Annotated in this window: 13 protein-coding genes; 12 read left to right on the forward strand and 1 reads right to left on the reverse strand. The window is 39.8% G+C overall.

Annotation, left to right across the window (positions count from 1 at the left end; all coding sequences use genetic code 11):
- Positions 1–5 precede the first annotated feature (5 nt).
- Positions 6–1,538: an alkyl hydroperoxide reductase subunit F gene (gene ahpF, locus SCSC_RS01965; protein ID WP_006270071.1), complete on the forward strand. Its 1,533-nt coding sequence runs from the start codon at positions 6–8 to the stop codon at positions 1,536–1,538.
- Positions 1,539–1,586: 48 nt separating this feature from the next.
- Here the strand turns inward: ahpF and SCSC_RS01970 are convergent, their stop codons facing one another.
- Positions 1,587–2,069, reverse strand: coding sequence for an S-ribosylhomocysteine lyase (locus tag SCSC_RS01970; RefSeq protein ID WP_003070253.1), 483 nt, complete (start codon positions 2,067–2,069; stop codon positions 1,587–1,589).
- A gap of 216 nt (positions 2,070–2,285) precedes the next feature.
- Here SCSC_RS01970 and SCSC_RS01975 point away from each other — a divergent pair, with 216 nt between their 5' ends.
- The 11 genes from SCSC_RS01975 (at position 2,286) to SCSC_RS02025 (ending at position 14,991) form a co-directional block, all read left to right on the forward strand.
- Positions 2,286–3,893: a ribonuclease Y gene (locus tag SCSC_RS01975; RefSeq protein ID WP_003070251.1), complete on the forward strand. Its 1,608-nt coding sequence runs from the start codon at positions 2,286–2,288 to the stop codon at positions 3,891–3,893.
- 160 nt (positions 3,894–4,053) lie between these two features.
- Positions 4,054–4,680 carry a guanylate kinase gene (gene gmk / locus SCSC_RS01980; RefSeq protein WP_003070249.1) on the forward strand — a complete coding sequence of 209 codons (627 nt, stop codon included), beginning with the start codon at positions 4,054–4,056 and terminating at the stop codon, positions 4,678–4,680.
- Between the two features lie 25 nt (positions 4,681–4,705).
- A complete protein-coding gene (gene rpoZ / locus SCSC_RS01985; protein ID WP_003070247.1) occupies positions 4,706–5,020 on the forward strand; it encodes a DNA-directed RNA polymerase subunit omega in 315 nt (104 codons plus the stop codon).
- 58 nt (positions 5,021–5,078) lie between these two features.
- Positions 5,079–7,460 carry a primosomal protein N' gene (locus SCSC_RS01990; protein WP_006270077.1) on the forward strand — a complete coding sequence of 794 codons (2,382 nt, stop codon included), beginning with the start codon at positions 5,079–5,081 and terminating at the stop codon, positions 7,458–7,460.
- Between the two features lie 73 nt (positions 7,461–7,533).
- A complete protein-coding gene (fmt, locus tag SCSC_RS01995; protein WP_006270052.1) occupies positions 7,534–8,469 on the forward strand; it encodes a methionyl-tRNA formyltransferase in 936 nt (311 codons plus the stop codon).
- A complete protein-coding gene (gene rsmB / locus SCSC_RS02000) occupies positions 8,459–9,772 on the forward strand; it encodes a 16S rRNA (cytosine(967)-C(5))-methyltransferase RsmB (RefSeq protein ID WP_003070239.1) in 1,314 nt (437 codons plus the stop codon). The genes fmt and rsmB overlap by 11 nt, the downstream gene beginning before the upstream one ends.
- 18 nt (positions 9,773–9,790) lie before the next feature.
- The gene (locus SCSC_RS02005; protein WP_003028411.1) at positions 9,791–10,531 is read left to right on the forward strand and encodes a Stp1/IreP family PP2C-type Ser/Thr phosphatase; all 741 of its coding nucleotides are present in this window, start codon (positions 9,791–9,793) and stop codon (positions 10,529–10,531) included.
- On the forward strand, positions 10,528–12,411 hold the full coding sequence (pknB, locus tag SCSC_RS02010; RefSeq protein WP_003070235.1) for a Stk1 family PASTA domain-containing Ser/Thr kinase: 1,884 nt from the start codon (positions 10,528–10,530) through the stop codon (positions 12,409–12,411). The genes SCSC_RS02005 and pknB overlap by 4 nt, the downstream gene beginning before the upstream one ends.
- A 255-nt stretch (positions 12,412–12,666) precedes the next feature.
- Positions 12,667–13,365 carry a cell wall-active antibiotics response protein LiaF gene (gene liaF, locus SCSC_RS02015; RefSeq protein WP_003070232.1) on the forward strand — a complete coding sequence of 233 codons (699 nt, stop codon included), beginning with the start codon at positions 12,667–12,669 and terminating at the stop codon, positions 13,363–13,365.
- Complete coding sequence (locus tag SCSC_RS02020; protein ID WP_006270078.1) at positions 13,362–14,357, forward strand: envelope stress sensor histidine kinase LiaS; 996 nt, start codon at positions 13,362–13,364, stop codon at positions 14,355–14,357. The genes liaF and SCSC_RS02020 overlap by 4 nt, the downstream gene beginning before the upstream one ends.
- 1 nt (position 14,358) lies before the next feature.
- Positions 14,359–14,991, forward strand: a complete 633-nt coding sequence (locus tag SCSC_RS02025; protein WP_003070225.1) for a response regulator transcription factor — start codon at positions 14,359–14,361, stop codon at positions 14,989–14,991.
- The last annotated feature ends 8 nt before the right edge of the window (positions 14,992–14,999 follow it).

Raw genomic sequence — 14,999 nt, forward strand, 5'->3', positions numbered from 1 at the left:
TTCTTATGGCTTTAGATGAAACAATTAAAGCGCAACTTAAGCAGTATTTGGAGCTTCTAGAATCTGATGTTGTGTTTCAGGCTTCTTTAGGTCAAGATGAGCGTTCTGAGCAGGTACGAGCTTTTTTAGAGGAAATCGTAGCGATGTCTCCACGTTTATCACTGGAAAATACAGAAACTAATCGCCAACCAAGTTTTACTGTTACACAAATTGGTCAAGCAGGGCGTGTGCAGTTTGCAGGACTTCCCTTGGGACATGAATTTACATCTTTTGTGCTTGCTTTGCTACAAGTCTCTGGTCGCGCACCCAAAGTAGAAGATGCTGTTATAAACCGAATTCAGGCTATCCAATCCCCGCTTCATTTTGAAACTTATGTCAGCTTAACCTGTCATAATTGTCCAGACGTTGTGCAAGCTCTCAATGTGATGGCTATTTTGAATCCTAATATCAGCCACACAATGGTTGAAGGAGGCATGTTTAGACAAGAAGTTGAAGATAAAAAGATCATGGCTGTTCCAACGGTTTTCCTAAATGGTGAAGAATTTGCGAATGGTCGTATGACAATTGAGCAACTGCTTGATAAGATTTCTGGACCTGCTTCAAGTGAGGAATTTGACAATAAAGAACCATTTGATGTGTTGGTTGTTGGAGGCGGACCTGCAGGGAGCAGTGCAGCGATTTATGCCGCTCGTAAAGGCATTCGTACTGGTATGGTCGTTGAAACTTTTGGTGGACAGGTGATGGAGACTGTTGGTATTGAAAATATGATTGGTACTCCTTATACAGAAGGACCTAAGCTGATGGCGCAAGTGGAAGAACATGCCAAAAAATATCCAATTGATATCATGAAGAACCAACGTGTTAAAAACATTGAGAAAAAGGATTTGATTGAAGTGGAACTTGAAAATGGAGCTGTTCTGAAAGCGAAAACGGCAGTTCTTTCTGTTGGTGCTCGCTGGCGAAATGTCAATGTTCCTGGTGAAGAAGAATTCAGAACCAAAGGTGTAACTAATTGTCCACATTGTGACGGTCCTATTTTCACAGGTAAAAAAGTGGCTGTTATCGGTGGAGGTAATTCTGGAATTGAAGCAGCAATTGACTTAGCTGGTCTGGCAGAGCATGTTTATGTATTAGAATTTCTACCAACTTTGAAAGCTGATCAAGTGTTGCAAGACCGCGTGCATCAACTTGAAAACGTGACGGTTCTAACCAATGTAGCAACAAAAGAAATTCATGGTTCCGATCAAGTTGAAGCTATTACTTATCTCGATCGTGCGAATAATGAAGAACATAAAATTGAGCTCAGTGGTGTCTTTGTTCAAATCGGTCTTTTGCCAAATACAGACTGGCTTAAGAATAGCTCAGTGGCTTTAAATGAGCGTGGTGAAATCATTGTTGACAAACATGGTGCTACAAATGTGCTAGGAATTTTTGCAGCAGGTGATTGTACAGATAGCGCTTATAAACAAATCATTATTTCAATGGGCTCAGGAGCGACGGCAGCTTTGGGAGCATTTGATTATTTGATTCGTCAATAAAAAAGAAAACGAGCAGGAGAATTTGCATTTCCTGTCCGTTTTTTTATTTTATACAAGATGCCGCTCAAAAGGATCGTCAGAGATCCCTTGAGCTAAAATTAACTTGCACCATTCTTTGGCAGAAAAGAGACTGTGGTCTTTGTAATTTCCACAGGATTCAATGCTTGTTCCGGGAACATCAGTCCAGGTGGTTTCTCCAGCAATTTCCTCTAAAGAGGCTTTTATGACTTTGGCAATTTCGGTTGTACTATGTCGTCCCCACATAATCATGTGAAAGCCAGTACGACAGCCAAAAGGTGAGCAGTCAATCATACCGTCAATCCGAGTGCGGATGAGCTTTGCTAGGAGATGCTCAATTGTGTGTAGTCCAGCGGTTGGGATAGAATCCTCGTTAGGTTGAACCAGACGAATATCAAAATTCGAGATAACGTCACCTTTTGGACCGATTTCTTCGCCAATCAAACGTACATAAGGGGCTTTGACAATCGTGTGGTCTAACTCAAAACTTTCAACAATGACTTCTTTGACCATAAAATAGAACTCCTTTTACTTTTACTAAATTATAGCATATTTTACCTTAATAAAGAAAAATTTATTTTTTTAAGAAACCTTGGCTGAGAGAAGGGCGAATAAAATAATATGTGAAAATGTTCACTTTCGATAATAATTTAGTTTGTGAAAAATGGATTTTTATGATAAAATAATTAAGAATTTTACAATTCAATATCAATAATTTGAGGTAAAAACATGGAAATGATTTTTGCAGGTGTTTTTGCCGTCATCATTGGTTTAGTCATTGGGTATGTAAGTATCTCAGCTCGCATGAAATCAGCGAAAGAAGCTGCGGAACTTACTCTTTTAAATGCTGAACAAGAAGCAACTAATTTACGTGGACAAGCTGAGCGTGAAGCGGATTTGTTATTAAAAGAAGTCAAGCGCGAAAGTAAATCCCTTAAAAAAGAAGCACTGTTAGAGGCAAAAGAAGAAGCCAGAAAATATCGAGAAGAAGTTGAGGCAGAATTTAAATCTGATCGTCAAGAATTGAAGCAACTTGAAAGTCGTTTGACAGAACGTGCGACAAGTCTTGATCGTAAAGATGACAATTTGACCAACAAAGAAAGAACACTCGATCAGAAAGAACAAAGTATTTCTGACAGAACAAAAAACCTTGAGGCGCGTGAAAACAAACTGACAGAGTTGGAGCAACACAAAGAAGCAGAATTAGAACGTGTTGCCGCACTCTCACAAACAGAAGCCCGAGATATTATTCTCACTCAGACTGAAGATAAGTTATCGAAGGAAATTGCGACACGGATTCGTGAAGCAGAGCAAGATGTCAAAGAACGTTCTGATAAAATAGCGAAGGATATTTTAGTCCAAGCCATGCAACGAATTGCAGGTGACTACGTTGCTGAGCAAACCAATTCAACTGTTCATCTGCCAGATGATACGATGAAGGGGCGGATTATTGGACGGGAAGGTCGGAATATTCGGACCTTTGAAAGTTTGACAGGTATTGATGTCATTATTGATGATACACCAGAAGTGGTGACCTTATCTGGATTCGATCCAATTCGTCGTGAGATTGCTCGTATGACAATGGAAGGATTATTGAAAGATGGTCGCATCCATCCAGCTCGTATTGAAGAATTGGTAGAGAAGAATCGTCTGGAAATTGATCATAAGATTCGTGAGTATGGTGAAGCAGCGGCTTATGAAATCGGTGCACCAAATTTGCATCCCGATTTAATGAAGATTATGGGACGCTTGCAGTTCCGTACATCCTACGGTCAAAATGTACTGCGCCATTCTGTTGAAGTCGCGAAATTATCTGGTGTCATTGCAAGTGAACTTGGTGAAAATGCTGCCTTAGCTCGCCGTGCTGGTTTCCTTCACGACATTGGAAAAGCTATTGACCGTGAAGTGGAAGGTAGCCACGTGGAAATTGGAACAGAATTGGCTCGTAAGTATAAGGAACATCCAATTGTGGTTAACACGATTGCCAGTCACCATGGTGATGTAGAGGCAGAAAGTGTCATTGCTGTTATCGTAGCTGCAGCAGACGCTCTCAGTGCCGCTCGACCAGGCGCACGCAGTGAATCTCTGGAAAGCTATATCAAACGTCTCCAAGATTTGGAAGAAATTGCCAATAGCTTTGAAGGCGTGAAAAATAGTTTTGCCTTACAAGCAGGTCGTGAAATCCGAATTATGGTTAATCCTGGTCAAATCAAGGATGATAAGGTCACGATTCTCGCTCATGATGTGCGTGAAAAGATTGAAAACAATCTGGAATATCCAGGTAATATCAAAGTTACCGTTATTCGTGAACTGCGCGCTGTGGATTACGCAAAATAGACACTGCTTAAAATGAGTTGCGCATCTATGATATATAACTTTCTGTAAGCAAATGTGCCTGTATTGATTTTCAAAAACAGGCACATATCTATGAGAAAAAGCAGTTGAAAAAATACTGCTTTTTTGTTACACTAGTTAGAAAGATAATGAAGGAGATATGATGGCGGATCGTGGCTTGTTAATCGTTTTTTCTGGTCCCTCAGGTGTGGGAAAAGGAACGGTTCGACGTGAGATTTTTGAAAGCTCGGACAATCAGTTTCGATACTCTGTATCCATGACAACTCGTGCTCAGCGTCCCGGTGAAGTGGACGGGGTGGATTATTTTTTCCGTACGCGAGAAGAATTTGAGGAGTTGATTCGACAAGGTCAGATGTTGGAATATGCAGAGTATGTCGGTAATTACTATGGAACTCCTTTGAATTATGTGAATGAAACCTTAGATAAAGGAATTGATGTTTTCCTTGAGATTGAAGTTCAAGGGGCACTTCAAGTGAAGAAAAAAGTTCCAGATGCTGTTTTTATCTTTTTGACGCCACCTGATTTGGCAGAATTACAAGATCGTTTGGTGGGGCGCGGAACAGATAGTGCTGAGGTAATTGCTAGACGCATTGCTAAGGCAAGAGAAGAGATTGCTCTCATGCGCGAATATGACTATGCGATTGTCAATGATGAAGTTCCCTTAGCAGCAGAGCGCGTCAAACGTGTGATTGAAGCTGAACATTTTCGAGTGGAGCGTGTTATTGGTCACTATCAAGATATGCTATCAGAACAACTTTCAGTTAGATAAGAATTTAGAAATTAGGTAAAGAATTATGATGTTAAAACCTTCAATTGACACCTTACTTGATAAGGTACCTTCAAAATATTCCTTGGTGATTCTTGAAGCAAAACGTGCTCATGAATTGGAAGAGGGGGCTACTCCAACCCAAGAGTTTAAGTCTGTCAAATCAACACTTCGTGCTTTGGAAGAAATCGAATCTGGCAATGTTGGGATTCACCCAGATCCTGAAGGCAAGCGAGAAGCTGTTCGTCGTCGCCTTGAAGAAGAGCGACTTCGTAAAGAAGAAGAAGAGCGTAAAATTAAAGAACAAATTGCCAAGGAAAAAGAAGAGGGTGAAAAAATTTAAGGTTGGGTCAGCTCAATCTTATTTTTTCTTTTACTGAGAAATGCGAGGTGGTGAGAAAGTGCAGATTGCAAAAGTCATTGTGGATGTTCCTCTAATGCAGACAGATAAACCTTATAGTTATGTGGTACCGAAAGAATTTTCGACGATGCTAGAAATTGGCATGCGTGTGCATGTGCCTTTTGGGAAAGCCAATCGCTTGATTCAAGGGATTGTCGTAGAGCTAGAAGAAGAAACGACGACAGAATTGAAAGAAATCGTAGAGGTATTGGATTTTACACCAGTTTTAAATGAGGAGCAGCTGTGGTTGGCGGAAGAATTGAGAAAATCTGTTTTTTCTTACAAAATTTCAATTTTAAAAGCTATGTTGCCGAGGTTTCTAAACTCCAGTTATGATAAAATTCTCCATGCTCAACCCTCTTTGAATGAAGAAGATCGACTGCTCATTTTTGGCAATGTAGATCAGCAGCATTTCTCATCACTTGATAAAGAACTGCAAGCTAAGGTCATGCGTTTAACGCGGCAAGGAGCGATTCAGTTGGAATATCAGGCAACCGATCAAAAACATATCAAAACAGAAAAATGGTATCGGGTTGATCACGAGGTTTTAGGTCAATTGGTCATTCCCAATCGGGCGAAAAAAAAGCAAGTCTTACGGGAAGTTTTACAGGATCAGACTGGAATACACCTTTTAGCAGATTTGAAAGAGAACTTTTCACGGGAAGTTATTCATTATTTTATAGAGCAAGCAGCCTTACAAATCGTTGAAAAAGAGGTGAGTCGTTCTAAGGTTTATTTTGAGAATGTTTCAGCGACGTCTGCATTGGTGTTAAATGAGGAGCAAAAAGTGGCTGTTCAAGCTATTACTCAGCAAATCGGGCACACGGGGAAGCCATTTCTACTAGAAGGAGTAACAGGGAGTGGCAAAACGGAAGTGTATTTGCAGGTTATTCAAGAAGCACTCAGCCGTGGTAAAACAGCTATTATGTTAGTTCCTGAAATCTCTTTGACACCGCAAGTTACTAATCGCTTTATTTCTCGGTTTGGTAAAAAAGTTGCTATTCTTCATTCGGGACTTTCTAATGGTGAGAAATATGATGAATGGCGTAAGGTTGAGCGAGGAGAAGCGCAAGTTGTTGTTGGTGCGCGTTCTGCTATTTTTGCTCCATTAAAAAACATTGGCGCTATTATCATTGATGAGGAACATGAGGCGAGCTACAAACAAGACTCTAATCCGCGCTATCATGCACGAGATGTTGCCTTGCTACGTGCAAAGTACAATCAAGCCGTTCTGGTATTAGGGTCGGCGACGCCGAGTTTAGAAAGCAGAGCGCGGGCTAGCAAAGGTGTTTATCATTTTTTGCAACTGACCAAGCGAGCAAATCCGCATGCTCAGATTCCTGAAGTAGAAATTGTGGATTTTCGTGATTATATTGGGCAAAACGAAGCTAGTGATTTTACTCCGGTTCTTTTAGAAGCAATTAAAGACCGGTTAGAAAAAAAAGAGCAAGTTGTTTTGATGCTGAACCGACGGGGCTATTCTAGTTTTGTCATGTGTAGAGAATGTGGGACGGTTGACACTTGTCCAAATTGTGACATTTCACTGACCTTGCACATGGATACCAAAAGTATGAATTGTCACTATTGTGGATTTTCAAAAGGTATTCCTCATAGTTGCCCGAATTGTTCCAGTCGGAGTATTCGTTACTATGGGACAGGAACCCAAAAAGCCTATGATGAATTAGTAGAAGCCTTTCCGCAAGCTCGAATTTTGAGAATGGATGTTGATACTACTCGAAAAAAGGGCAGTCACGAACAAATTCTCAAAGAGTTTGGGGGAGGAGAAGCAAATATTTTACTGGGAACCCAAATGATTGCAAAAGGACTAGATTTTTCAAATGTCACTCTCGTAGGAGTGCTCAATGCAGACACGGCTCTGAATTTACCTGATTTCCGCTCATCTGAGCGAACTTTTCAACTTTTGACTCAGGTTTCCGGGCGTGCAGGACGAGCTGAAAAAGCAGGTCAGGTGATTATTCAAAGTTACAATCCGAATCATTATGCGATTGCATTTGCGAAAAATCAGGATTATGAAGGCTTTTATGCTTATGAAATGCGTGTTAGAAGGCAGTTGGCTTATCCACCTTATTATTTTACGGTGGGCATTACCTTGTCTCATAAAATAGAAGAAGCGGTGATTAAAAAGTCGTACGAAGTGTTGAATATACTACGTTCTGGCTTGTCAGATAAGGTTCAGATATTAGGTCCAACTCCCAAGCCGATTGCTCGCACGCATAATCTCTACCATTATCAGTTGATGATTAAATACCGTTTTGAAGATCATTTGCCAGATGTTTTAAATCAGATTTTGGATTGGACGCAACAAAAGGACAATAAAGATTTACGTTTGAGCATAGATCATGAGCCACAAAGCTTTATGTAGGGATATTTTTAGCTTTTTTTGAGGAAAAGCGTGACTTCTTCTGATATAATAGTAAAAAGAATATGAGGAAACCATGACAAAAATTATTTTTATGGGAACGCCGGATTTTTCTGCAACAGTGCTCAAAGGATTATTGGAAAGCAAGCAGTACGAAATTTTGGCAGTTGTAACCCAGCCAGATCGTGCAGTAGGACGCAAAAAAGAAATCCGTATGACACCAGTCAAGCAGGTGGCTGTAGATCATCATTTAGCCGTTTATCAGCCAGAAAAGTTGTCTCGAAGTGAGGAACTGGAGAAAATAATGGCACTTAGTGCAGACGGGATTGTCACAGCAGCTTTCGGTCAATTTTTGCCGAGTCAACTACTGGATTCGGTCAGTTTTGCTGTCAATGTGCATGCATCGTTGTTGCCTAAATATCGTGGAGGGGCACCCATTCACTACGCCATTATCAATGGTGACAAAGAAGCTGGTGTGACCATCATGGAAATGGTCAAAGAGATGGATGCGGGTGATATGATTGCGCGTCGAGCGATTCCTATCAAGGAAACAGATAATGTTGGTACGATGTTTGACAAGCTAGCACTTGTAGGGCGTGATTTACTGCTTGAGAGCTTGCCTAGTTATATAGCTGGGGATTTAAAACCAGTTCCGCAAGACAAAGATCAAGTTACTTTTTCGCCAAATATCTCATCAGAAGAAGAGCGCATTGACTGGACTAAGACAAATCACCAAATTTTTAACCAAATTCGAGGAATGAATCCTTGGCCAGTGGCACATACGCTTTTAAATGGAGAACGTTTTAAAATTTACGAAGCTACTCCAGTAGAGGGCTCAGGACAAGCTGGAGAAATTCTTGTTATTGGAAAAAAAGAATTGATTATAGCAGCTGGTGAGGGTGCAATCTTTCTTAAAGTTGTACAGCCAGCAGGAAAGCCTAAAATGGCTGTCGTTGATTTTCTGAACGGTTTGGGGCGACAATTATCGGTAGGTGATTTCTTTGGTCGATAAGAAAAAGACAGCGCGTCAAACAGCTTTTGCTGTTTTAGAAAAGGTCTTTTCAGAAGGAGCTTATTCAAATATTGCCTTGAATCAAGCCTTGCTAGAGGCGTCGTTAAGTTCTGTTGATAAAAGGCTTGTAACAGAAATTGTATACGGAACAGTTGCGCGCAAAATGACCTTAGAATGGTATTTGTCTCATGTTGTTGAAGACCGTGAAAAGCTGGATTCTTGGCTTTATATTCTCTTGTTGATGAGCTTGTATCAATTACAGTATCTTGATAAAATTCCGACGCATGCAGTTGTTAATGAAGCGGTAGAACTGTCAAAGGCACGAAAAAAGGGAAGCGAAAAGTTCGTCAATGCAGTGTTGCGAAGACTATTGCGGGATGGTGTGGCAGATATAGCCAGTATTAAGCGTAAAAATAAACGGTACTCTATTCAGTATTCTCTGCCGGTTTGGTTAGTGAAAGTCATTATCGAAGAGTATGGTGAAAAACGAGCTTTAGCCATTTTTGAGAGCTTATTTCTTCGGAATAAAGCTAGCGTTCGAGTGGCGGACTTAAGTCGCAAAGAAGAATTAAAACAATTGTTGCAGGCAGAAGATTCACTATTAGCTCCGAGTGCGTTGGTGAAAAATCATGGTCATTTTGCAGGGCATGCCTTGTTTGAAGAAGGAGTAATAACCATTCAAGACGAGTCTAGCCAATTGGTTGCGCCAACACTTGATTTACAAGGTGACGAGAAAGTGTTAGATGCATGCAGTGCACCGGGGGGCAAAACCATGCACATTGCTTCTTACTTAACGACAGGGCAGGTTACGGCATTAGATCTCTATGATCATAAGCTGACTTTAATAGAAGAAAATGCACAACGTTTAGGTTTAGCAGATAGGGTCATTACCAAAAAATTGGATGCCAGAAGGGTTTTTGAGACTTTTGGAGTGGATGCCTTTGATAAAATTTTAGTCGATGCACCATGTTCAGGAATTGGTCTGATCCGGAGGAAGCCAGATATTAAATACAATAAAAAAAATGCAGATTTTATCTCGTTGCAAAAAATTCAGCTAGAGATATTGGATAGTGTTTGTCAAAGCTTGCGAAAAGGTGGTATAATAACTTACAGTACCTGTACGATTGTTTCGCAAGAAAATTTTCAAGTGGTTGAGCAGTTTTTGGCAGCTCATCCAAATTTTGAACAGGTAAAACTAGAACATAATAGACAGGATATTCTAAAAGACGGTTGTATCTTAATTACACCGGAATTATATGGAAGTGACGGATTTTTCATCAGTCAATTTAAACGAATATCTTAACAGGAGGAAACTGACAGTATGGAAATTTCATTATTAACAGATGTTGGTCAGAAACGTACAAACAATCAAGATTATGCCAATCAATTTGTTAATCGTGCTGGTATGACAATGATTCTTTTGGCAGATGGCATGGGCGGACATCGGGCAGGCAATATTGCTAGCGAGATGGCTGTCACAGACCTTGGTGCTGCTTGGGTGGACACTCAAATTGATTCTATTAATGGTGTCCGTGAATGGTTTGCAGAGTACCTTGAAACAGAAAATCAAAAGGTTCACCAATTTGGTCAAGATGAAGAGTATAAGGGAATGGGGACGACGCTTGAAGCGTTAGCTGTTATTGGCAATCAAGCCATTTATGCTCATGTGGGGGATTCTCGTATCGGTCTAATTCGTGGTGAAAGTTATAAACAGTTGACGAGCGACCATTCCTTGGTAAATGAATTGCTTAAAGCAGGACAAATTACGCCTGAAGAGGCAGAACGTCACCCGCAACGAAACATTATCACACAATCCATCGGTCAAAGAAGTGAAGTGCAACCGGATGTCGGCATGATTAGTCTAGAGGACGATGATTACATTGTTTTAAATAGTGATGGTTTGTCTAATATGATTTCAGAAAGTGAAATTTATGATATTGTGACAAGCGACATCACTCTTTCAGAGAAAGCAGAAACCTTGATTCGTTTTGCGAATAACGCAGGTGGTTTGGACAATATTACAGTTGCCCTGATTCATTATCATAAGGAGGATGCAGAATGATTCAAGTCGGCAAGATATTTGCCGGGCGATATAGAATCATCAAACAAATTGGGCGAGGTGGCATGGCAGATGTTTACTTGGCCAAAGATTTGATTTTAGACGGGGAAGAAGTCGCGGTGAAAGTTCTAAGAACGAATTACCAGACGGATCCGATTGCTGTGGCGCGCTTTCAAAGAGAGGCGCGAGCGATGGCAGACTTGGATCATCCTCATATTGTCCGGATTACCGATATTGGAGAAGAAGAAGGTCAGCAATATCTAGCAATGGAATATGTGGCTGGGCTTGACTTAAAACGCTATATTAAAGAGCATGCTCCTTTATCTAATGAAGAAGCGGTTCGGATTATGGGACAAATTCTTTTGGCGATGCGTTTGGCGCATACGCATGGAATTGTTCATCGTGATTTGAAGCCACAAAATGTTCTTTTAACTCCAGATGGCGATGCAAAAGTAACGGACTTTGGAATTGCAGTAGCTTTTGCTGAAACGAGCCTGACGCAAACAAATTCAATGCTGGGATCTGTGCATTATCTATCACCAGAACAAGCGCGTGGTTCAAAAGCGACCGTTCAAAGCGATATTTACGCTATGGGGATCATTTTCTATGAAATGTTGACAGGACATATCCCTTATGATGGGGATAGTGCTGTCACAATTGCTTTGCAACATTTCCAAAAGCCTCTTCCTTCTGTGATTGCTGAAAATCCAAATGTGCCACAGCCTCTAGAAAATGTAGTCATCAAGGCAACGGCTAAAAAATTAACAGATCGTTATCAATCTGTTGCAGAAATGTATGTGGATTTATCAAGCTGCTTATCCGCAGATCGCCGAAATGAGAAAAAGTTGGTTTTTGATGATACTGCCAAAGCAGATACCAAGACGCTTCCTAAAGTGTCACAAAATACCTTAATTTCTGCAAGCAAACCAACTACTCCTACGCCTATAAAAGAAACAGTCAGTAGTAATTCTAAACCCACAACCAAGCCAAAAACAAAGAAAAAGCGTCGTTTAAGAACGCGTTATAAGGTTCTGTTGTCGGCAGTAGTTTTAGTGATTGCTGCTCTGGTGGCATTAGTCTATTTGAGTCCGTCAAATGTAAAAATTCCAGACGTTACTGGAAAAACTGTTGCACAAGCTCGTTCTGCAATTGAAACAGCAGGTTTGAAAGTTGGTAAGGAAAAAGATGAATATAGCGACTCTGTCAAAAAGGATTCTGTTATTCGCACCAATCCAGAAGCGGGAACACAGCGTCGCGACGGAAGCACGGTGGATCTGATTGTTTCCAAAGGTACAAAAACCTTTATTATGGAAGATTATAAAGGTCAGAAAAGAGCGGATGCTATCAACAATCTAGTCCAAAAATACAAGGTTTCAAAAGGTTTAATTAAAACAGAAGAAGTTGAAAGTAGTGAGCATGCGGCTGGAACAGTCGTTGGTCAAACGCCAGCAGCAGGTAGTACATATGATTTGACTTCAAAAGCTCGTATTACTTTGAAAGTAGCCAAGTCCGTTTCAAGTGTTGTCATGCCAAGTTATATCGGTTCAACCTATGAATTTGCCTATAACAATTTAACGCAAGTGCTTGGCATTCAAGGTGCTAATATTGAAAAACGAACGGTTCCAACAGCTCCGGCGGGAACACAAGCAAATACGATTATTAAACAAACGCCAGAAGCAAATCAGTCCTTGGATTTGAAGAGCGACCGCATTGTCCTATATGTATATGAGCCGAAAACCGAAAGTTCGTCTACATCTGAAAGTAGTTTGCAATCTGAAAGTAGTTCAGAAAAAAATAGTCCATCGTCTAGTAACTCATCAACTAGTGGTAATGATGGTTCAAGTTCAAAAACGCCAGACACAAGTGCTAGTGCAAGCAATTAAACAAGTGAGAGGATAAAGTCGTAGTTTTCAACCGATTTTCCCTCACTTTTTTTGCGCTCGTTTTACAGCATTGATAAGCGTTGTTTCTGATTAATCAAGTTTATCCAGTATATTGTAAATAAACATGTTAATTTCTAGGACTACATACTAGAACCTGAAAATATTTAGTTCCATTTCATTGCTTTATTTTCATACCTTAGTCGGAGGAATTTTTAAAAGTTTTTGATACAATAGAAGCAGAAAGGTATCGAGATTATGCGAAAGATCCAATTTTTCATTTTTGTTGAATCTATTCTATTAACATTTGCATTAGTGACGATTTTGTCTGGTCACTTTTCACGTGTTATTCTTTTTTTGGTGCTTTTCTTGTTGCTGCTCTATTATTATTTTGGTAAACAAAGAGGAAATTTTCTGCTAGTAACTTCTACCATATTGCTTTTTTTCATTATTATGCTCAATCCTTATGTCATTGCTGCCTTGCTCTTTGCGGTCATTTATGGCATGATTGTAGCTTATCCCTATATTTATAAAGAAAATGAAGCGACAACTCTCATCTTTGATGATGCAATGGAGCAAAAACGAGAGAATAATCAATGGTTAGGAAATCTTCATCATTTTGCTTCGTCTGATACCTGTCAATTTGACGATATCAACCTTTTCCGTCTCATGGGCAAGGACACGATTCATTTGGAGCAAGTGATTGTTACAAACCATGATAATGTGATTGTTTTGCGAAAATTTTTCGGAAATACAAAAATTATTGTGCCAGTTGATGTGGCAGTCAGCTTGAAAGTGAATAATCTATACGGTGAATTGCAGTTTTTAGACCAACCTATCTATGAATTGCGAAATGAAAGTTTCAGTCTAACGACGCCAGACTTTAAACGAGCACATAAAAGTGTCAAAATTATCCTATCAACATTTGTAGGGAATATTGAGGTGGTTCGTAAATGAAAAAAGTCTACTATCTCTTGATTAGTTTTTATTCCTTACTCATTTTAGGGATTATTATTCATTATATTTTTGCTCTATTTGATTTTGACTGGCAATTGGTTTTTAGTAATGTAGAGCGACTGGAAAAATTCAGTTTCTTTGTGATTGTGCTCACTGTATCTCTAACGATGCTGATGATTTTAGGAATCAAAGTGATTCAAACGGTAACATTGTCGACCATTCAGTCGAATTTGAAAAATATTTTGGAAGGTCGAAAATTACAAGAAGTACAGCAACCGGAAATTGACGCTTCCTTTCGGCAGGTATCAGAGAAAGTAAATCATTTAACAGAAAATCTACAAAAGTCAGAGAACCGTGCCTTACAAAATGAAGAGACGATTATTGAGAAAGAGCGCAAGCGAATTGCGCGTGACCTACATGATACGGTCAGTCAAGAACTTTTTGCTGCCAATATGATTTTATCAGGTGTGACAGGGCAAATGGAGAACTTAGATACGGACACCTTATCGAAACAATTGACGGGCGTATCAGGAATTTTAAATACTGCTCAGAGGGATTTGCGTATCTTGCTTCTACATTTGAGACCGACAGAGTTGGAAGGGAAAAGTTTGGTTGAAGGGTTAAACCTTATTTTAAAGGAGTTATCAGACAAGAGTGATATTGAAGTGAGTTTTCATCATGATGTTCAACAATTACCGAAACAGATTGAGGAGCATATTTTTCGAATTGCTCAGGAAATTATCAGTAATACGCTCCGTCACGCCAATGCGAATCATTTAGATGTATATCTGTATCAAACTCAGAATGAATTGCAGTTGAAGATGACAGATGATGGGATTGGTTTTGAGCACACTTCGTCTGATGAGTTGAGTTATGGTCTGAAAAATATGGAAGAAAGAGTAAATGATATGGCGGGAACGATGCAGATTTTAACAGCTCCGAAGCAGGGAGTAGCGATTGATATTCGTGTACCATTATTGAAAGGAGCTTGAGATGCAGATTTTATTAGTAGATGACCATGAGATGGTACGACTTGGCTTGAAAAGTTATTTGGATTTACAAGATGATGTTGATGTAGTGGCAGAAGCTTCAAACGGTCGTGAAGGAGTTGAAAAAGCTTTAGCATTACGACCAGATGTTATTATGATGGATATTGTTATGCCTGAAATGAGTGGAATTGAAGCAACTCTAGCTATTTTAAAAGAATGGCCTGAAGCTAAGATTCTCATTCTGACTTCTTATTTGGATAATGAAAAAATTTACCCAGTTTTAGATGCAGGAGCTAAAGGATACATGCTTAAAACATCTAGTGCTGACGATATCTTACGAGCAGTTCGAAAGGTAGCCAAGGGTGAACTTGCTATTGAAACAGAGGTCAGTCAGAAAGTGGAATACCATCGAAATCATATTGAATTACATGAAGAGCTAACAGCGCGTGAGCGCGATATTTTAGGACTACTGGCGAAGGGGTATGAAAATCAACGCATAGCAGATGAGTTGTTTATTTCTTTAAAGACAGTGAAAACGCATGTGTCGAATATTTTGTCCAAATTGGCAGTAAGTGATCGTACACAAGCTGTTGTCTATGCCTTCCAGCATCACCTCGTCCCACAGGATGATATTTAGTGGTATAA

Source organism: Streptococcus constellatus subsp. constellatus, from assembly GCF_023167545.1.
GTDB classification, from domain to species: domain Bacteria; phylum Bacillota; class Bacilli; order Lactobacillales; family Streptococcaceae; genus Streptococcus; species Streptococcus constellatus.